Below are 18,781 nucleotides of genomic sequence, written 5' to 3'. Positions count from 1 at the left end.
CCTGCCGCAAATACACCAACTAAGCGTTAAGGCGCGATAGGTAGAAACCCCAGGTAGCAATGCCACCTTACGGAATTTCGATGCCACTCACATATACGAGGCCGTCATTCCGGGGTGCGAACCGCGCCAGCGACCAGAACGTCATTCCGGGGCGCGAGGCCGCAGGCCGAGCGAACCCGGAATCTCGCAACAAACAGAACGCTTGTGCGGGTGGCGAGATTCCGGGTTCACTCGCAGCTGAAGCTGCTCGCGCCCCGGAATGACGGAGCGTATTTATGAAGCCAGAACGGAGCGTATTTGGGGGATCGCAGACCACGCCAAACCAACTACACGCTGCGTCCGGCCGCGACACCCGACGACCAGGCCCATTGGAAATTGAAGCCGCCGAGCTGGCCGGTGACGTCGACCACTTCGCCGATGAAATAGAGGCCCGGCACGCTGCGCGCCTCGAAGGTTTTCGACGACAATTCGCTGGTATCAACGCCGCCGAGCGTCACTTCCGCGGTGCGGTAGCCTTCGGTGCCGTTCGGCTTGACCCGCCATTGCTGCACGGTGCTAGTAGCGGCGGTCAGAATCTTGTCGGAGCAATCGGCGATCCGCATCGGCGGCGCCAGCCGCTCGGCGATGCTCTGCGCCAGCCGCTTCGGCAGCAACGCGCCGAACGCCGCCGCCAATTCCTGTCGCGGGTGGTCGCGGCGTGCCTGCTTCAGCGCCGCCAGCACGTCGGTGCCGGGCGCCATGTCGATGACGATGTCGTCGCCGTCGCGCCAATAGGACGAGATCTGCAGGATCGCCGGCCCGCTCAAGCCGCGATGGGTGAATAAGAGCGCCTCGTCGAATTTCGCCTTGCCGCAACTCACCACCGCGTCCACCGCGATGCCGGACAGCGCGGCAAATTGCGCAAGCTCGTTTGGCGCAAAGGTCAGCGGCACCAGGGCGGCGCGCGGCGGCACGATCGTCAGCCCGAATTGCTCGGCGACCTTGTAGCCGAAGCCCGAGGCGCCGATCTTCGGGATCGACGGCCCGCCGGTCGCCACCACCAGCGCGCGGCCACAGAACCGGCCGTGATCCGTAGTCAGCGTGAAGCCGTCCGCGGTCCGCTCGACCTGCGGGCTGCGAATCCCGGAGCGGATCTGTACGCCGCCGGCGCGGCATTCGGCGAGCAGCATGTCGATGATCTGCTTGGCCGAGCCGTCGCAGAACAATTGGCCGCGGGTCTTTTCATGATAGGCGATGCCGTATTTCTCGACCATCGCGATGAAGTCGCGCTGGGTGTAGCTACTCAGCGCTGAGCGGCAGAACCGCGGATTCTGCGATTGGAAATTTGCCGGGCCGGTGTGCAGGTTGGTGAAGTTGCAACGGCCGCCGCCGGAGATCCGGATCTTCTCGCCGGGATGCTGGCCCTGCTCGAGCAGCAGCACCGAGCGGCCGCGTTGCCCGGCGATGCCGGCACACATCAGCCCGGCGGCGCCGGCGCCGAGGATGATGACGTCATAAGTCGTCGCAGCGCCGCCAGCCTTGCTCATTCGACCGGCACGACGTCGACCGCCACCCCGAGCTTCTGCCGACGCGATCCGACGATCACGCCGTCGACCGGCGAGACGTCGGAAAAGTCACGGCCCTGCGCCAGCACGATGTGGTCGTTCTCGACGAGAATATCGTTGGTCGGATCGAAGCCGACCCAGCCGATCGGCTCGCCGCACCACACCGCCACCCAGGCATGCGTCGCATCGGCGCCCTGCAGCCGCGGCTGGCCGGCCGGCGGATAGGTGCGCAGATAGCCGCTGACATAGGCCGCCGGCAGCCCGAGCCCGCGCAGCCCTGCGATCATCACATGGGCGAAATCCTGGCAGACGCCGTGACGCTTCTCGAACACTTCCTTCAGCGGCGTATGAATCTCGGTGGCCTTCGGATCGTATTTGAAGCCGGTGCGGATCCGATGCATCAGGTCAACCGCGCCGCGGAAAATGCCCTCACCGCGGGAAAAACTCTCGGCCGCGTAGTCGGTGACCGGCTGTTCGAGCGGCGCCAAAGGGCTCGCGAACACGTAGCCGATCGGCGAGCCGCCGCCGAGGCTTTTCGAGGCGAAGGCCGCTTCGCGAACGTCCTCCCAGGCCGGGCTATCGGCGGCGCGACTGCGCGCCTCGCGATTGACCGCGACGCGGGAGCGGGAATCGATGCGCAACAGCCGATGCGGGGTTTCGATCAGCACGCTTTCGGTATCGGTGCCGAAGAAATCCAGCCGGCTGGCGCGGTTGATCGGCCGCGGCTTGATCTCCACCGCGTGCGAAATCAGCTGCTGGCCGTCGCCATTGACCGGCTTCAGCCGCAACGAGCAGCGCGCGTAGCTCACCGCGCTGCCATAGCTGTAGGTGGTGACGTGGCGAATATCGTAGATCACGCCAGCCCCATCAGCTTCTCCGGCCGCATTGCGCTGGCGCCGTGCGGGAAGTAGCGCTGGCCGATCGCGTCAGCGAGCTCCAGCAGCTGCTGCTCCAGCGCGAACAGCGATTTGGCATCGAGCGTCGCCGCCTCGGCGGTGATCAGCGTCGATTGCAGCGCCACCGCAAGCCGTTGCGGCCGCTCGATCAGGCCGCCGGCGCGCAGCGTCGGCAGGCTGGCGATGTGGTCGTTGAGCTCCTGCGCCTGGAACGCCACCGAGCGCGGGTTGTAAGGATCGAGCACCACGAGATCGCGCACCGGCGGCAGCAGCGCGCCGACCAGATAGCGCGACCGATAGGTGATCTGGCAGTCCACCAGCGTCAGCAAAATATCGAGATCCTCGCCGGTCGCCTCGTCATAGGCGAACTGCCGTGCAAAGCGCGTGCTGTTGATGGCGCGCTCGATGCGGCGGCCCATCTTGAGGAAGCGCCAGCCGGCGGCGCGGTTCATGTTCTCCTGGGCAAGCCCGGCGAAGCTCGCCAGCTCCTGCAGCGTCAATTCCGCGGTGCTGACCACGCCGTCGTCGTCCTCCACCGGCTGCGCCAGCCGCTCCGCCATTTGCGTAATGACCTGCCAGGCGTCGGGCGACAGCCGCTCGCGCAGCGAGGCGGCGTTGCGCTGCGCCGCGCGCACCAGCGACAGCGCCGAACCGAATTCCTCCTCGTTCTGCAGCGCCTCGGCGGCGATCTTGGACGGGTTGGCGCGGGCGCCGAGCGCGGTGGCGCCCCAGGTCACCAACAAGCGCTGGATCCGCTCCAGCGACTGATGCTGCGGCCCCTTGCCGGGGTCGCGCTGCGGCACGCTGAGCGCCCGCACCAGTCGCAGCGTGCCCTCGGCGCGCTCCAGGTAACGCCCGAGCCAGAACAGATTGTCGGCGGCGCGGCTCGGCACCCAGCCGGTGATGCGCTTGATCCGCACCGTGTCCACGGTCGGCAGCAGCGTCGAGGCGGTGACCGCCTTTTCCGACACCACCCAGACGTCGGCGGCGCGGGCACCCTGCCCCATCGACACCGCGCGGGAATCCAGTCGCTCGGCGATCCGGCAGAACCCGCCGGGCATCACCGTCCAGCCGTCGGCGGTGGCGGCGGCGAACACCCGCAGCACGAACGGCCGCGGCGCCAGCTTGCCATCGTCCCACACCGGCGTGGTCGACAGGCTGACCAGCTCCTGGCCGACGTAATCGATGCCGCGGTTGCTGATCGCATTGCGCAGACGGTCGCGTTCGCTCGCCGACAGATCGGCGGCGAGCACCGGCCCGGGCCCCGGAAAGCCCGGCACCGCGGCGCCATAGGCGCCTTCGATGGCGAAATCGTCGAGCCGATCCAGCACTTCCTCGCGGGCGCTCTTCTGGCCGCACCACCAGGTGGCGATATGCGGCATCTTCAGGTCTTCGCCGAGCAGCCGGCGCGCCAGGTTGGGAAGAAAGCCCAACAGCGCGCGGGATTCGATCACTCCGGAGCCCGGCATGTTGGCGACCACGACGCCGCCCTTGCGGAGCACGTCGATCAGGCCGGGAACGCCGAGTTGCGAGGAGGCATCAAGCTCCAGAGGATCGAGCGAATTGGAATCCACCCGGCGCAGCAGCACGTCGAGCCGCTTCAGCCCGGCCACGGTGCGGATATGCACCCGATCGCCCGACACCGCGAGGTCGTCGCCTTCCACCAGCAGATAGCCGAGATAGCGCGCCAGGGTGGCGTGTTCGAAATAGGTCTCGCTGAAACGGCCCGGCGTCAGCACGCCGATCCGCGGCTCGTCGCGGTCGGCGCTGGCGCGCAGATGGTCGCGGAACGCCTCGAAGAACGGCGCCACCCGCTCGGCATTCATCGATTTGTAAAGATCGGCGAAGGCGCGCGACAGCACCAGGCGGTTTTCCAGCGCATAACCCATGCCGGACGGCGCCTGGGTGCGATCGCCGAGCACCCACCAGCGGCCATCGGGACCGCGGCCGATATCGGCGGCGTAGAGGTTGAGATAACGCCCGCCCGGCGGCTTGATGCCGCACACCGCGCGCAGATATTCGGCGCTGCCGGCGATCGCCGCCGCCGGCACCGCGCCGTCGGCGATCAGCCGGCCGTCGCCATACAGATCGGTCAGCACCTCTTCCAGCAGCGTGACGCGCTGGACGATGCCGGCGGCGATCTGCTGCCACTCGACCTCGTCGATCAACAGCGGCACGTGGCTGAGCGGCCAGGCCCGCTCGCTGGTTTCTCCCGGCGCGCGATACGACACCCCGGCCTCACGCAGATGCCGGTCCGCCGCGCCGAACCGCCGGGTGATCTCCGGCGGCGAGAGGCTGGCGAAATAATCGAAGAACCGGCTCCAGACCTCGCGCGGCGCGCCGTCGGGGGTGATGAACTCGTCGGGAATGCCAGGCAGCCGCACGTAATCGCGGGTCCACTGCGCGACCTTGCGGTCGCGCGGGCGCGCCTTGCTGCCGTGGACGGCGGAATCCGCCATGACCTGGTCTCCTGACTGGTGCGCGCTGAGTTGCGGGAGACGTTCTCGTTTGCACAGCGGCGGGTCAAGAGAACAAATGAACTAGGCCACAGCAGGATGCAGGTTCTTCAAACCGTCATCCTGCTTGGTCGTTGTGCGCGGTCTCGTACGAACCCCAGGCACCGCTAATCCGGCAGCGGCGTCCGCAGATCGAGGGTGAGCGGGAATTCGAGGCTGCGCTCCTCGCGCGGCGGATCGATCTTGCCCGGGGTGTGGCCGTGGTCCTGAAACCGTGCCAGCCGCCGCGCCTCGGCTTCGTACGAGTTGACCGGCTTGGTCTCGTAGGAGCGCCCGCCCGGATGGGCGACGTGATAGACGCAGCCGCCGAGCGAGCGGCCGTTCCAGCTGTCGACGATGTCGAACACCAGCGGCGAATGCACCGGAATGGTCGGATGCAGCCCCGACGCCGGCTGCCAGGCCTTGAACCGCACCGCCGCCACCGCCTCGCCGGAGCGTCCGGTCGGCGTCATCGGCAGCCTGCGGCCGTTGCAGGTCACGACGTGGCGGCCTTCGACAAACCCTTCGGTCTTGAGCTGCAGCCGCTCCACCGAAGAATCGACATAGCGCACGGTGCCGCCGGCGGTGCCTTCCTCGCCCATCACGTGCCACGGCTCCAAGGCTTGGCGCACTTCCAGCGAGACGCCGCCATGGCTGACGCTGCCGAACACCGGAAAGCGGAATTCGAGCTGGGCTTCGAACCATTCCGGCGAGAAGTCGTAGCCGGACTGGCCGAGTTCGGCGAGCACGCCCTTGAAATCCTCCCACAAGTAGTAAGGCAGCATGAAGCGGTCGTGCAGCGTGGTGCCCCAGCGCACGAACTTGCCGTCCAGCGGCTCGCGCCACAGTTTCGCGACCAGCGCGCGGATCAGCAATTGCTGCGCCAGACTCATCCGCGGATCCGGTGGCATCTCCAGCGCGCGGAATTCCACCAGGCCAAGCCGGCCGGTCGAGCTGTCCGGCGAATACAGCTTGTCGATGCAGATCTCGGCGCGATGGGTATTGCCGGTGATATCGACCAGGATGTTGCGGAACAGCCGGTCGACTAGCCAAAGCGGTCCTTCGACGCCGGGCGGCGGCACATGCGCGATCGCGATCTCCAACTCGTAGAGCCCGTCGTGCCGCGCCTCGTCGATCCGCGGCGCCTGGCTGGTCGGGCCGATGAACATCCCGGAGAACAGATAGGACAGCGACGGGTGCCGCTGCCAATAGAGAACAAAACTCTTCAGCAGATCGGGCCGGCGCAGGAACGGCGAGTCGGCCGGGGTGGCGCCGCCGACCACGACGTGGTTGCCGCCGCCGGTGCCGGTGTGGCGGCCGTCGATCAGGAAGCGGTTGGCGCCGAGCCGGACCTTGGCGGCCTCCTCGTAGAGCCCGAAGGTGGTCTCGACCGCCTGCCTCCAGTTTGCCGCGGGATGAATATTGACCTCGATCACCCCGGGATCTGGCGTCACCTTGATCACCTCGATGCGGGGATCGTAGGGCGGCGGATAGCCCTCGACGTGCACCTGCATCTTCATGTCTTCGGCGGTGGCCTCCACCGCGGTGATCAGTTCGAGATAGTCTTCCAGCTTCTCCACCGGCGGCATGAACGCGCACAGCACGTCCTCGCGAATCTCGATCGACATCGCGGTGCGCACCGGGACCTGCTTCTTCTTCGGCTTTTCCGGGGGCTTGGTCGCCGCGGCCTTGGCCTTCGCTTCGCTCCCCTCCGACAACGGATCGCGCGGCTCCAGCGGGTCCTGCTCGACGGTGTAGGGGAATTCGTCCTCGGGAATATGCGGCAACGACGAGATCGGCAGCCGCAAGCCTAGCGGCGAATCGCCCGGCGTCAGAAACAGGTTGCCGCGGCGGAATTTCCAACGCTCGCTGCGCCAACGGTCAGCCTCGGCGTTCCAGCGCTGGATCGGCAGCACATAGCCCTTCGGCACGTTGAGTCCCTGGTCGAACACCCGCGCCATCCGCGCCCGCTCTTCCGGATCGGCGAGCTTGGAATCGCTGGGATCGACGTTCGGCGGCAGCCCTGCTTCCTTCTGCAGCCAGTGCGCCGGATCTTCGAACGCCGGCAGGATGTAGTCGGAATGGATGCCGAGCCGCTTGGCGGTGTCGACGGCGAAGCGCTGCGCTTCCTCGATCTTGACCGGACGCTTGCCGTCGACCGGCGCGATCAGTGCCGGATTTTTCCAGATCGGCACGCCGTCCTTGCGCCAATAAAGGCCAAATGCCCAGCGCGGCAAGCTTTCGCCGGGATACCATTTGCCCTGGCCGAAATGCAGCAAGCCGCCCGGCGCGAAGCGCTCTCGCAACCGGCGCAACAGATCGTCGCCGAGCACCCGCTTGGTCGGGCCGACCGCGGCGATATTCCACTCCGGCGATTCCAGATCGTCGATCGACACGAAGGTCGGCTCGCCGCCCATGGTCAGCCGCACGTCGTCGGCTTTCAAATCCGCATCGACCTTTTCGCCGACCTTGTCGAGCCGCGCCCAGGCTTGGTCGGAGAACGGCTTGGTGATCCGCGGCGCCTCGCGGATCCGCTTCACGCTCATCTCGAAATTAAAATCGACATTGGCGAAGCCGGCCATGCCGGAGATCGGCGCCGCCGAGCGATAATGCGGCGTGGCGGCGACCGGGATATGGCCCTCGCCGGCCAGCATGCCCGAGGTGGCGTCGAAGCCGATCCAACCGGCACCGGGGATATAGACCTCGGCCCAGGCGTGCAGATCGGTGAAGTCGTTCTCGACCTCGACCTTGCCATCGACCGGCGCGATGTCGGGGCGCAACTGGATGAGATAGCCGGAGACGAAGCGCGCCGCGAGGCCGAGCCGGCGCAGCGTCTGGATCAAAAGCCAAGCCGAATCGCGGCACGAACCGGCGCCGGTCTCAAGCGTATGCTCCGGGGTCTGGATGCCCGGCTCCATGCGGATGATGTAATTGATGCGGTCGCGCAGCCTGGCGTTGAGCTCGACCAGGAAGTTGACCGTGCTCGGCGCCTCGCGGGCGATCTCCGCCAGATAGGCCTCGAACAACGGACCGCTCGGCTCGGTCGCAAGATACGGCGCGAGCTCGATCTGCAAGTCATTGGTATAAGCGAACGGGAAGCTCTCGGCGTAAGGCTCGACGAAGAAGTCGAACGGGTTGATCACCGTCATCTCGGCGGTGAAATCGACCTCGATCTTCAGTTCGCTGGCCTTCTCCGGAAACACGAAGCGCGCCAGCCAATTGCCCTGCGGGTCCTGCTGCCAGTTGACGAAGTGATTCGAAGGCTTGACCTTGAGCGAATAGCTCAGGATCGGCGTTCGGGTGTGCGGCGCGGGCCGCAGCCGCACGGTTTGCGGGCCGAGATCGATGGGACGGTCGTATTTGTAATGCGTGACGTGGTGTAGGGCGACGAAGATCGACAAAGCGGGCAACTCCAGCAGCTTTTTTGAGCAGAACACCGGAGCCTGCGCGGATCAAGCGTTAACAACGGGCAGCGCTGCCTAGGCAGCGTGCGGTATAGCTCACCCGGTCGCCGACGTCACGCGGGAGTGCGCCACCCAGCGCAACGATGGGGCAATCGTTACGCTTTGCCGCCAGAATTCTTCCGCGTCTCGCCGACCCAGGCCTTGGCGCCGGTCGCCATGATGCCGCTGTCGTTGAGCAGCGTCACCAGCTTGAAGCCCATGGCGATGTTTTTTGCAGCGCCGGCGGGGCCAGAGCAATGGATGCCGGGATAAATCCCGCGCTTGTCGCATTCCTTCAACAGCTTGTCGTAGATCTTCAAGATCTCCGGCTCGTCGCGGTCGAGCTTCGGCACCAGGCCGTAGGAAAAGCCGAGATCGCTTGGTCCGACATAGATCCCGGCGATGCCTTCGACGTCGAGGATCGCTTCCATATTGTCGACCGCGGTTCTGGTCTCGATCATCGGGATGCACAGCGTCTCGTCGTTCGCCGTGGTCTGGTAGTTGCCGGACGAGCCGTACAGCCCGGCACGGATCGGGCCGTTGCTACGCGTGCCGCGCGGTGGATATTTGCAGGATTGCACGAAGGCTTCGGCTTCTTCCTTGCTGTTGACCATCGGGCAGATCACCCCGTAGGCGCCGGCGTCCAGCACCTTGCCGATGATGCCGGGCTCGTTCCACGGCACCCGCACCATCGGCGTCACCGGATGCGCCTGCATCGCCTGGAAACAGCTGACCATCGACTGATAGTCCTGTACGCCGTGCTGCAGATCGACGGTGACGCTATCGAAGCCGCATTGCGCCATCACCTCGGCGGAGAAGCCCGACGGAATCGCCAGCCAGCCGTTCAGCGCAACCTTGCCGGCGGCCCAGATGTGTTTGACGTTGTTGGCCATCGGTGCTGCTCACTTTCTTGCTGACGCTCACCACAATGAAGATGCGCGCGAGGAACTCAGGCGCTGGAGGTCGTCATTGCGAGGAGCTCTTGCGACGAAGCAATCCAGGGGCTCAGTGTTCCGCGACCCTGGATTGCTTCGCCGTCGTTCGGCGCTACGCGCCGACCTCGGCTCGCAATGACGGTTCGGGTTGGCCGCGCTCGTGAAGGATACGATCACGCGTCACGCCGTCGCGGTCTGCACCGCGCGCTCGGATACGCCGAGTTCGCGCGCGGTGGTGACGATCGCCGTCCAGGTGTCGTCGGGCAGCGGCACGCCATTGGCGGTGCGCTCGGCGCGGCTGCGGGCTTCGGGATCGCCGGGAATCAGCACCTCGGTGGAGCCCGCCGCCGGCTTGGTGTCCTTGAAATACTTGACGTAGCGCGCGACGTCGCCGTCGAAGAAATGCTCCGGGTCGATCTGCTTGGGGTCGACATAAATCGCGAACATGCCGTTGGCGAAGCGACGGTTCGGCCCGGTGGCGCCGGTGCCGGTCAGCGCGCCGCCGAGCAGTTCGCAGATCAGCGCCAGGCCGGAGCCCTTTTGCTCGCCGAACGCCCGAATCGCCCCAGTGCCGTTTTCGTGGATACGCGGCCCTCCTGGTGTGCAGGGGCCGTAGAGTTGCGCCGGGTCTTCGCTGAGCGTGCCGTCGGCGGCGATCAGGGCGCCGGCCGGCAGCTTCTTGCCGCCGCGGCTCGCCACCAGCACCTTGCCCTCGGCGACGATCGAGGTGGCGAAATCCAGCACGATCGGAAGCTGCCCCTCGCGCGGAATGCCGACGCAGAACGGGGCGGTGGACAATCTGCGCTCGACGCCGCCGAACGGCGCCACCAGGATCGAGCCCGCCGCATTGACGAAATGGATCGACACCAGGCCGGCGGCGGCCGCCATCTCCGCCCAGTCACCGACCCGGCCGATGTGGCCGGAATTGCGCAGCGCCACCGCGGACAGCCCCGACGCCTTGCATTTGTCGATGCCGATCTGCACCGCCTCAGGCGCCACGGTCTGGCCGTAGCCGAACCGGCCGTCGACCACCGCCAGCGCCGGCGTGTCGACCACCATCGCGATGCTCTGGTTGGGGATCACCGCGCCGTCTTTTTTCCAGCGGATATAGACCGGCACCCGGATCACGCCGTGGCTGTCATGGCCGGTGAGATTGGAGGTGGTGAGATAGCTCGCGATTCGCCTCGCCTCGGCTTCCGAGGAGTCCGCGCGGACGAACACTTCCGTCACGAAATCGATCAACTTCTCAGCTTGGATAGTCACCATCAGTTTTCTTCTTGTCTTCCGTTCAATTTTAAGCGGCGCCCTGGCGCGGTCGCGCTTGGGAGCCAGCCCGTCAGTTGATCGAAAATTCGGTGGGCTGTCTACGCCCCGGCGCGATCAATGGCGGTTTGCCGCCCGAAGCCGTCACGACGGCATTGCCAGCGACGTAGTTCGACGCTATTGGCGGTGAGCGCGACTCAGCAGGAGTAGTCCATGCCGCATTTCACGATTGAGTATTCCGCCAATCTCGACGACCGGGTCGATATTGCCGCCGTGGTCGAACTGGTTCGTGCCGCAGCGGCCGAGACCGGGCTGTTCGCACTCGACGGGATTTGCGTCCGCGCCGTGCGCTGTGCGAACTACGCGATCGCCGACGGCCGCGACGGGCTGAGCTTCATGGCGATGCTGCTGCGGGTCAACGAAGGCCGCGACGCGGTGGCGCGCAAGCACGCCGGCGACCACATCTTCGGCAGGCTGTCGCGCTACCTCGAGCCGCTGTTCGCCGACGACCGCTTCGCGCTGTCCTTCGACATCAAAGTGCACGATCGCGAGGCCGGCTGGGAGCGCAACAGCATCCACGACCTGCTGATCAACGAAGCCCGGCACGGCTGAGCGGCGATCCGCCGGCAAGGGGTGGCCGGCACGATGGGACCCGCCGAAAGCGCTATGGCGTTCGCCAGCCGATCGCTTATCACAGCTGCTCCACCCGCGATGGAATGAACGATGACTGCAATCACCGGCGGCGAGGCGATCGTCGAGGGCCTTGTCGCGCACGGCGTCGACACCGTGTTCGGGCTGCCCGGCGCGCAGATCTACGGGCTGTTCGACGGCCTCGCCAAGGCGCAGGCGAAGGCGCAGTTGAAAGTCGTCGGCGCGCGCCACGAGCAGGCCTGCGGCTATATGGCGTTCGGCTACGCCCGGGCGACCGGCAAGCCCGCGGTGTTCAGCGTGGTGCCGGGGCCGGGCGTGCTCAACGCCTCGGCGGCGATGCTGACCGCGTTCGGCTGCAACGAGCCGGTGCTGTGCCTCACCGGCCAGGTGCCGAGCGGGTTTCTCGGCCGCGGCCGCGGCCATCTGCACGAGATGCCGGACCAGCTCGCGACGCTGCGCAGCTTTCTGAAATGGGCGGAACGGATCGAATATCCGGGCGATGTGCCGGGGCTGGTGTCGCGCGCGTTCCAGCAGATGCTGTCCGGCCGGCGCGGCCCCGCCGCGCTGGAAATGCCGTGGGACGTCTTCATGCAGCGCGCCGAGGTCGGCGCCCCGACGCCGCTGCCGCGCTTCGCTGCCCCGCAGCCTGATCCGGATCGCGTCAGCGCCGCGGCGGCGCTGATCGCCGACAGCAAGACGCCGATGATCTTCGTCGGCAATGGCGCGTTCGACGCCGCCGACGAGATTCTCGAATTGGCCGAACTGATCGACGCGCCGGTGGTGGCGTTCCGCTCCGGCCGCGGCATCGTCAGCAATGCCCACGAACTTGGTCTCACGTTTGCCGCGGCCTACAATCTGTGGCCGACCACCGACCTGATGATCGGGATCGGCACGCGGCTGGAGCTGGCGACGATGTATCGCTGGCCGTACCGGCCAGTGGGACAAAAATCGATCCGCATCGATATCGACGCCTCGGAGATGCGCCGCTTCACCCCGGACGCCGCGATCGTCGCCGATGCGCCAGCCGGCACAAGCGATCTGTTGGCCGCGGTGCGCAAGCTTGGTTACATCAAATCGAGCACCCGCCGCGGCGAGATCCGTGACGCTGCGGCGCTCGCCGCGCAGCAGATCGAAACCGTGCAGCCGCAGATGGCTTACTTGAAGATCCTGCGCGAGGTGCTGCCGGCCGACGCCATCATCACCGATGAACTGTGCCAGGCCGGCTTCGCTTCCTGGTTCGGCTTTCCGGTGTATCAGCCGCGCAGCTATCTGACCTCGGGCTATCAGGGCACGCTCGGCTCCGGCTTCCCGACCGCGCTCGGCGCCAAGGTGGCCTATCCGGATCGGCCGGTGGTGGCGATCACCGGCGACGGCGGTTTCATGTTCGCGGTGCAGGAATTGGCCACCGCCGTGCAGTACGACATCGGCGTGGTGACGCTGGTGTTCAACAACTCAGCCTACGGCAATGTGCGGCGCGACCAGCGCGCGATCTTCGATGGCCGCGTGGTGGCGTCCGATCTGGTCAATCCGGATTTCGTCAAGCTGGCGGAATCGTTCGGCGTCGGCGCCGCGCGCGTGCGCTCGCCAGGCGAATTCCGCGGGGCGCTGGAGCGAGCGCTTTCCGATGGCGGGCCGTATTTGATCGCCATCGAAATCGACAAGGATTGCGAGGCCAGCCCCTGGCCCTTCATTCATCCGCCGAAACCGTGATGACACGCCCCGCCCAGTTCCCGCAGTCCGAACGAGAATGGCCTCGTTTGTGACGTTTTTCTGCGGTCTTTGCGGCTTGGCCGGAACATCTCTTGACATGGGAGGTTGTCGTGTCACACCGCGCAGTGAACTCGCTTTCCATCTAGACCGATGCTCTCAACAGACCGCTTTCCAATAGCGGCGACGTTCTCTCGCCGAACTTTGGCAAGAGCCTGCCTGGTTAGGCCGACGAGCAACGATGCCCGTACGGCCGGCAACGGCCCGAGATTCGCCAAGCCGTGGTCGTCGGCGCCGCAGAATCTTCCAATGTAACCGTGTTCATCGCTCCGCTCGCCGGAGCGATGTGGCTTGCACTTTGACACATGCGTCCTCGACGCAGCCCGATGGGGGAAGGAAAGACAATGTTGATGACTCGCGCGGTTGTATGCGGCGCACTGCTGCTCACCGCTGGTTCGGCCCTGGCGCAAAAAAGTTCGTTCGACGGCGTGTGGAATGTCACTGTGGTCACCAAGGCCGGCAGCTGCGAGCCTAAACTGAGCTATCCGGTCGTCGTCACCGACGGCCGCGTCACCGGCTCGCCGGATATCACCGGCATCGTCGGCCGCGAGGGCAACGTCAAGGTGTCGATCCGCGGCGCTTATGCCAACGGTCAGCTCAACGGCAGCGCCGGATCCGGCAAGTGGAACAGTGCAGCAGCCGGCGTGCCGTGCAGCGGTCGCTGGGAAGCCACGCGCGGCTGAGCGCGGCGTCGCGACACGATCGGTTCCCGATCCTACCTCCGAAGGAGAAGAGACGATGAAGGATTTTTCCAACGCGTCGTTTCCGCCGGACACCATCCAGCTGATGCAAACGGCATTGGATGGTGCCGTGGCGGCGCTGCCGCATCCGGTGAGTTCGGCGCATGTGCGCTCGATCGCCGAAACCATCCTGCGCACCGCCAAGGAGGGCGAGCGCAATGCCAAGGCGCTGGAGCGCATGGCGCTGCTGGAGCTGCAACTGTCGCCGCGCGAATAGCGACCCCGCGTTACCGTGCCCTGCGGAAGGTGAGGTTGATGCGCTGGCGGCCGAGCACGGGATGCTCGCCGTCCTTCAGCGGCGCGACGCCATGATAGGCGAGCCGCGACGGCCCGCCCCAGGCCACCACGTCGCCATGCTCCAGCGCGAAGCGCTGCGGCTTTTCGCTGCGCTGCATTCCGCCGAACATGAACACCGCCGGCAACCCGAAGGATACCGAGACGATCGGCGCGGCGAAATCGGCTTCATCCTTGTCCTGATGCAGCGACATCTTGGCGCCCGGCACGTAGCGGTTGATCAGGCAGGCGTCGGGCCGAAAATCCGCAAAGCCGGCCTCGGCCGCGGCGCGCCGCGCCAGTCCCACAAATGACGCCGGCATCGCCGGCCACGGCCGTCCGCTGTTGGGATCGATCGCGTCGTAGCGATAGCCCTTGCGGTCGGTGGCCCAGCCCACCGCGCCGCAATTGCTCATCGCCACCGACATGGTGTGGCCGCCCGGCGTGATCATGTGGCGGAACGGCGCCGCCAGCAGGATCGCGCGTAGGGCCGCGAGCAACTCGCTTTCCTCGCTGCGCGCAAAGCCCCGCAACAGTACCGCGCCGTCGGCGATCGGCTGCCGCGCCGGGCGCGGATCGAGCCCCTCGAACAGGTCGCCGCTCACTTTCACCCGACCACGGGCAGCACCGCCACGTCGTAGCCGTGGTGGATCACGCGGTTCAGCACCGGGTCCTCGATCTCGTAGTCGAACCGGCTGGCGGGGCGGATGCCGCCCTTGGCGGCGAAGGTGCCGCCGAACATCGCGCAGCCGTCCGGCAGCCCGCCGTCGCCGAAGCCGCGCGAAATCAGTTCGTCGTGCGGCAGCATGCCGTCGAGCGTGCCTTCCTGATACAACACGCGCTTGCCGTCGATGGTGGCGAACGAGCGCAGGATGATCTTGTCCCAATGCCCCTCGAGTTCGGCGACGTCCCACAGCTGCGGCGCCAGCGGCTTGTCGCACATCTGTTTCGACACCGTGATGTTGTAGGTCTCGACCTTGCGGTCGGTGTGGTCGGAGCCGACGCCGAGCAGCGTGCGTCCCTGCGCGCCGATCAGCACGAACTCGACCTCGCCGCTGGAATGCCGGCCGCTGCATTCGATGCGCTCCGCGGTGGTCAATCGCCGCGCCGACACCCGGTAATAGATCGGCGTCGAGGCCGGCCGCGCGATGCCGATCGCCTCGAGTTCGGCGATGTGCTTGTCGCGCGCCACCGGATCGCGGCCGGTCCAGCCGGCGATCACCGCCTGCCGGATCGGCAAGGTCAGTTCGGTTGCGCCGTCGTTGGTCGTCAGTGTGAATGCGATTTCAACCACGAATGATGCTTTCCATTGCTGCCGCGAGTTCAAAAATCCGCCGATCGGCGCCGCCGGGCGCCCCCAGCATCAGCCCGACCGGCACCTCGCCGGCGCGGTGACAGGGCAGCGAGATCGCGCAGCCGTCGATCATGTTGATCAGCGTGCAATTGCGCAACGCCAAGAGATTGGCCTTGGTGAAGGCCTTGTCGTCGGCGAGCTCGGCGATCTTCGGCGGGGTGTTGGCGGTGGTCGGCAGCACGATCGCATCATACGGCGACAGCCGCTGCGTGGCGCGCGCCACCAGCGACTTGCGGGCGTTGACGAGGTCGACATAATCGGCGGCACTCTGGGTCTCGCCGCGGATGATGCGGTCGCGCACCCGCGGATCGTAGACGTCGCCATTGGCGACGATCAGATAGCGATGCCAGGCGAAACTCTCCGCGGCGGTGAGACCGCCCTTGGCGCTCATCGGCGCGACGTCGAGAAATTCCGGCACCGCGATCCGCTCGATCGAGGCGCCGGCACGCGACAATGTTTCAAGCGCACGCTCGAACGCTTCAGCAACCGCGTCGTCGAGTTCGTCGAGCGCCAGCGTGGTCGGCACCGCAAGCCGCATGCCGCGCACCGGCCGCGGCTGCAGCGTCGGCAGCGGCTGATCCGCCAACGCCGCGTCGAGCGTGGCGCAGCATTGCACGCTGCGCGCCAACGGGCCGATGCTGTCGAGCGTCGGCGACAGCGGCACCGCGCCGTCGAGCGGCACCCGGGCTTGCGTCGGCTTGAAGCCGACCAGGCCGTTGAACGCCGCCGGGATTCGGCACGAGCCGCCGGTGTCGGTGCCGAGCCCGCCATGCGCCATGCCGTCGGCGACCGACACCGCCGCGCCGGACGACGAGCCGCCGGGAACGTGGCCGACATCGCGCTGCCAGACGCTCTTCGGCGTGCCGTAATGCGGATTGATGCCGATGCCCGAATAGGCGAACTCGGTCATGTTGGTGCGGCCGATCACCACGAAGCCGGCGCGCCGCAGCCGCGCCACCGCCGGCGCGTCGGCCTCCGCGGGCGGATTGTCGTCGAGCGCGCGGGAACCGGCGCGGGTCACCTGGCCCTTGATGTCGAACAGATCCTTGATCGAAACCGGGATGCCCGCGAAAGGCGACGGCGCGGCGTTGGCCTTGCGCAATCCGTCCATCGCCTCGGCTGCCGCGAGCGCCGCGTCGACGTCGACGCGCACGAAAGTCCGCGCCCCCTCGCCGCTCGGATCGGCGATCGCCGCCAGGCATTGCTCGACCAGCTTGCGGGAGCTGATGCGGCCGGCGTCGAGGTCAGCCGCAAGCGCGGCAAGAGTGGGAAGCGTGGTCATGGGCAGTATCCGCTGATGAAACGATCGCGATCGATCGACCGATAACTTGGTATCGCCGATGCGGCCGACGATTTCCAGATCAAGCCGCGGGCAATCGCACGATTTGTAAGCCGCGATGCTGCTATGCGAACCAACTGTTGCAGACGCGCCTGCCGTGCTGCGAAATTTCTAATCGACCGATCGCGTCCGCGCTTATCGATCACTTGGAACGCGCGCGCAGCAGCACACCTTGTTCGCGGCGCACCGCCATTGCGGAAGGTCCACGGATCGTGCGGAGCAGCCCTGCTCGGGGAGGGAACCCGCGATGCGGCGCCCGGGCATTGACGCTGACGAACCGATATCGCATCAACGCGACAAGGCGGGACAACCGCCACCGATCAAGGGAGTGACTCAACCATGGCAGAGCCTTCGCGCGCGCGGCCGAAACCGACGCCGGAAACCCAGCACTTCTGGGACGGCACGCGAGCCGGCGAATTGCGGCTGCAACGTTGCGACGCCTGCGCCCATGTGTATTTCCCGCCGCGGCCGTTCTGCCCGCAATGCGGCGGCCGCGAGGTCACCGTGTTCAAGGCCTCGGGCGAGGCCACGCTGTACAGCTACGTCATCAATTATCGCCCGGCCGCGCCCGGCTTCGACGCGCCCTACGCGATCGCCGTGGTCGAGCTCGCCGAAGGCCCGCGGATGATGAGCAACATCGTGGATTGTCCGCAGACCCCGGAGGCGCTCGCACTCGACATGAAGCTCGAACTGGCGTTCGAACGACTCGACGACGCCATCACGTTGCCGCAGTTCCGTCCGGCGAAGGGGTAGCGATCATGCGACAGAACGCAGTCGCCGTGGTCGGCGCCGCGGAAACCACCCGGCTCGGCGTCATCCCCGACATGTCGCAGATCCAGCTGCACGCCGACGCGGCGCTCAACGCGCTGGCCGATTGCGGACTGAAGCTGTCCGATATCGACGGCATCGCCACCGCGGTAGAGACGCCGCAGCAGATCGCTCATTATCTCGGCATCACGCCGACCTGGGTCGACGGCACATCGGTGGGCGGCTGTTCGTTCATGCTGCACGTCCGCCACGCCGCCGCGGCGATCGAGGCCGGGCTGTGCAGCACCGTGCTGATCACCCACGCCGAAAGCGGCAAGTCGATGATCGGCAAATCGCCGCGCTTCACAGCGCCGGACAGTCTCAACGGCCAATTCGAAGCGCCGTACGGCGTGGTCGGCCCGCCCAGCATGTTTCCGATCCCGGTGCTGCGCTACATGAAGACCCACGGCATCACCCACGAACAGCTGGCGATGGTCGCGGTGGTGCAGCGCGAATGGGCGGCGCTCAATCCGCGCGCGACGATGAAAGCGCCGATCACCGTCGAGGACGTGCTGAATTCGAAGATGATCGCCTACCCGTTCCGGATCCTGCAATGCTGCCTGGTCACCGACGGCGGCGGCGCGCTGATCCTCACCTCGGCGGAGCGCGCCAAGGATTTTCCGCACAAGCCGGTCTATATCATGGGCACCGGCGAGAGCGTCGAGACGCCGATGGTCTCGCAGATGCAGAGCTTCGATAGTTCGCGCGCGTTCCGCACCGCGGGGCCGGCGGCGTTCCGCGAGGCCGGCATCACCCACAGCGACGTCGATCACCTGATGATCTACGACGCCTTCGCGCATCTGCCGCTGTACGGGCTCGGCGATCTCGGTTTCATGCCGCACGAAGACACCGGGCCGTTCATCGCCGCGGGCCACACCCGCCCCGGTGGCCAGCTGCCGCTGAATACGAATGGCGGCGGCCTCAGCTACATGCATTCCGGGATGTACGGCATGTACGCGCTGCAGGAGAGCGTGCGGCAGCTGCGCGGCATCGCGCCGGCGCAGGTCGCCGAGGCGACGATCTCGGTGTGCCACGGCGTCGGCGGCATGTTCGCCGCGTCCGGCACGGTGATTTTCACCAACGAGACGTGAATGCTGCGCTGATGCGGTACGGGTTGTCGCCGAAGTAGCAACGAAAGCGGAAAAATCGACCCGGACGCCCGTTGCAAGCACTGACTTAACCTCTCCCCGCTTGCGGGGAGAGGTCGACCCGGCGGAGCACCCGGATCGGCGCTTCGCGCCGTCCGAGTACAGGCTCCGCGAAGCCGGGTCGGG

General features: G+C 66.6%; 15 protein-coding genes. 6 read left to right on the top strand and 9 right to left on the bottom strand.

Annotated elements, in window-relative coordinates; translation table 11 throughout:
* Window positions 1–326: 326 nt before the first annotated feature.
* The 6 genes from HNR60_RS12335 to HNR60_RS12310 form a co-directional block, all read right to left on the bottom strand.
* Window positions 327–1,526, bottom strand: a complete 1,200-nt coding sequence (locus HNR60_RS12335; RefSeq protein WP_184257861.1) for a BaiN/RdsA family NAD(P)/FAD-dependent oxidoreductase — start codon at window positions 1,524–1,526, stop codon at window positions 327–329.
* A complete protein-coding gene (locus tag HNR60_RS12330; protein WP_184257859.1) occupies window positions 1,523–2,401 on the bottom strand; it encodes a transglutaminase N-terminal domain-containing protein in 879 nt (292 codons plus the stop codon). The genes HNR60_RS12335 and HNR60_RS12330 overlap by 4 nt, the downstream gene beginning before the upstream one ends.
* Entirely contained in the window at window positions 2,398–4,899 is a 2,502-nt protein-coding gene (locus tag HNR60_RS12325; protein ID WP_184257857.1) for a circularly permuted type 2 ATP-grasp protein, read from the bottom strand. Before HNR60_RS12325 ends, HNR60_RS12330 begins: the two co-directional genes overlap by 4 nt.
* Before the next feature lie 164 nt (window positions 4,900–5,063).
* On the bottom strand, window positions 5,064–8,336 hold the full coding sequence (locus HNR60_RS12320; RefSeq protein WP_184258027.1) for a transglutaminase family protein: 3,273 nt from the start codon (window positions 8,334–8,336) through the stop codon (window positions 5,064–5,066).
* Window positions 8,337–8,494: 158 nt separating this feature from the next.
* On the bottom strand, window positions 8,495–9,271 hold the full coding sequence (locus tag HNR60_RS12315; RefSeq protein WP_184257855.1) for an HpcH/HpaI aldolase family protein: 777 nt from the start codon (window positions 9,269–9,271) through the stop codon (window positions 8,495–8,497).
* Window positions 9,272–9,493: 222 nt separating this feature from the next.
* A complete protein-coding gene (locus tag HNR60_RS12310) occupies window positions 9,494–10,579 on the bottom strand; it encodes a malate/lactate/ureidoglycolate dehydrogenase (RefSeq protein ID WP_184257853.1) in 1,086 nt (361 codons plus the stop codon).
* Between the two features lie 210 nt (window positions 10,580–10,789).
* Between HNR60_RS12310 and HNR60_RS12305 the strand changes: the two genes are divergently transcribed.
* The 4 genes from HNR60_RS12305 (at window position 10,790) to HNR60_RS12290 (ending at window position 13,951) form a co-directional block, all read left to right on the top strand.
* Window positions 10,790–11,188: a 5-carboxymethyl-2-hydroxymuconate isomerase gene (locus HNR60_RS12305; protein WP_184257851.1), complete on the top strand. Its 399-nt coding sequence runs from the start codon at window positions 10,790–10,792 to the stop codon at window positions 11,186–11,188.
* A gap of 111 nt (window positions 11,189–11,299) precedes the next feature.
* The gene (locus tag HNR60_RS12300) at window positions 11,300–12,937 is read left to right on the top strand and encodes a thiamine pyrophosphate-dependent enzyme (protein WP_184257849.1); all 1,638 of its coding nucleotides are present in this window, start codon (window positions 11,300–11,302) and stop codon (window positions 12,935–12,937) included.
* Between the two features lie 401 nt (window positions 12,938–13,338).
* Complete coding sequence (locus tag HNR60_RS12295) at window positions 13,339–13,677, top strand: hypothetical protein (protein ID WP_184257847.1); 339 nt, start codon at window positions 13,339–13,341, stop codon at window positions 13,675–13,677.
* Window positions 13,678–13,732: 55 nt separating this feature from the next.
* Window positions 13,733–13,951, top strand: a complete 219-nt coding sequence (locus HNR60_RS12290) for a hypothetical protein (RefSeq protein WP_184257845.1) — start codon at window positions 13,733–13,735, stop codon at window positions 13,949–13,951.
* A gap of 10 nt (window positions 13,952–13,961) precedes the next feature.
* On the opposite strand, the gene alkB is transcribed toward HNR60_RS12290, so the two are convergent.
* The 3 genes from alkB to HNR60_RS12275 are packed head-to-tail and all read right to left on the bottom strand — an operon-like array spanning window position 13,962 to window position 16,643.
* Entirely contained in the window at window positions 13,962–14,612 is a 651-nt protein-coding gene (alkB, locus tag HNR60_RS12285; RefSeq protein WP_184257843.1) for a DNA oxidative demethylase AlkB, read from the bottom strand.
* 2 nt (window positions 14,613–14,614) lie between these two features.
* A complete protein-coding gene (locus HNR60_RS12280) occupies window positions 14,615–15,301 on the bottom strand; it encodes a DUF2848 family protein (protein WP_184257841.1) in 687 nt (228 codons plus the stop codon).
* Entirely contained in the window at window positions 15,294–16,643 is a 1,350-nt protein-coding gene (locus HNR60_RS12275) for an amidase (RefSeq protein WP_184257839.1), read from the bottom strand. The genes HNR60_RS12280 and HNR60_RS12275 overlap by 8 nt, the downstream gene beginning before the upstream one ends.
* Before the next feature lie 396 nt (window positions 16,644–17,039).
* On the opposite strand from HNR60_RS12275, the gene HNR60_RS12270 reads away from it, so the two are divergent.
* Both HNR60_RS12270 and HNR60_RS12265 read left to right on the top strand, forming a co-directional pair.
* Complete coding sequence (locus HNR60_RS12270; protein ID WP_184257837.1) at window positions 17,040–17,453, top strand: Zn-ribbon domain-containing OB-fold protein; 414 nt, start codon at window positions 17,040–17,042, stop codon at window positions 17,451–17,453.
* Between the two features lie 5 nt (window positions 17,454–17,458).
* Window positions 17,459–18,598 carry a thiolase C-terminal domain-containing protein gene (locus tag HNR60_RS12265; RefSeq protein ID WP_184257835.1) on the top strand — a complete coding sequence of 380 codons (1,140 nt, stop codon included), beginning with the start codon at window positions 17,459–17,461 and terminating at the stop codon, window positions 18,596–18,598.
* The last annotated feature ends 183 nt before the right edge of the window (window positions 18,599–18,781 follow it).

It is taken from the genome of Rhodopseudomonas rhenobacensis (assembly GCF_014203125.1).
GTDB lineage: Bacteria > Pseudomonadota > Alphaproteobacteria > Rhizobiales > Xanthobacteraceae > Rhodopseudomonas_A > Rhodopseudomonas_A rhenobacensis.
Note: the sequence above shows the minus strand (reverse complement) of the source record. Positions and strands in the feature narration are given on the sequence as shown.

Excerpts from the sequence above, each read along its gene's own strand:
- HNR60_RS12335 (WP_184257861.1), bottom strand. The coding sequence starts at position 1,526 with ATGAGCAAGGCTGGCGGCGCTGCGACGACTTATGACGTCATCATCCTC.
- HNR60_RS12325 (WP_184257857.1), bottom strand. The coding sequence starts at position 4,899 with ATGGCGGATTCCGCCGTCCACGGCAGCAAGGCGCGCCCGCGCGACCGC.
- HNR60_RS12315 (WP_184257855.1), bottom strand. The coding sequence starts at position 9,271 with ATGGCCAACAACGTCAAACACATCTGGGCCGCCGGCAAGGTTGCGCTG.
- HNR60_RS12310 (WP_184257853.1), bottom strand. The coding sequence starts at position 10,579 with ATGGTGACTATCCAAGCTGAGAAGTTGATCGATTTCGTGACGGAAGTG.
- HNR60_RS12305 (WP_184257851.1), top strand. The coding sequence starts at position 10,790 with ATGCCGCATTTCACGATTGAGTATTCCGCCAATCTCGACGACCGGGTC.
- HNR60_RS12300 (WP_184257849.1), top strand. The coding sequence starts at position 11,300 with ATGACTGCAATCACCGGCGGCGAGGCGATCGTCGAGGGCCTTGTCGCG.
- HNR60_RS12295 (WP_184257847.1), top strand. The coding sequence starts at position 13,339 with ATGTTGATGACTCGCGCGGTTGTATGCGGCGCACTGCTGCTCACCGCT.
- HNR60_RS12290 (WP_184257845.1), top strand. The coding sequence starts at position 13,733 with ATGAAGGATTTTTCCAACGCGTCGTTTCCGCCGGACACCATCCAGCTG.
- HNR60_RS12275 (WP_184257839.1), bottom strand. The coding sequence starts at position 16,643 with ATGACCACGCTTCCCACTCTTGCCGCGCTTGCGGCTGACCTCGACGCC.
- HNR60_RS12270 (WP_184257837.1), top strand. The coding sequence starts at position 17,040 with ATGGCAGAGCCTTCGCGCGCGCGGCCGAAACCGACGCCGGAAACCCAG.
- HNR60_RS12265 (WP_184257835.1), top strand. The coding sequence starts at position 17,459 with ATGCGACAGAACGCAGTCGCCGTGGTCGGCGCCGCGGAAACCACCCGG.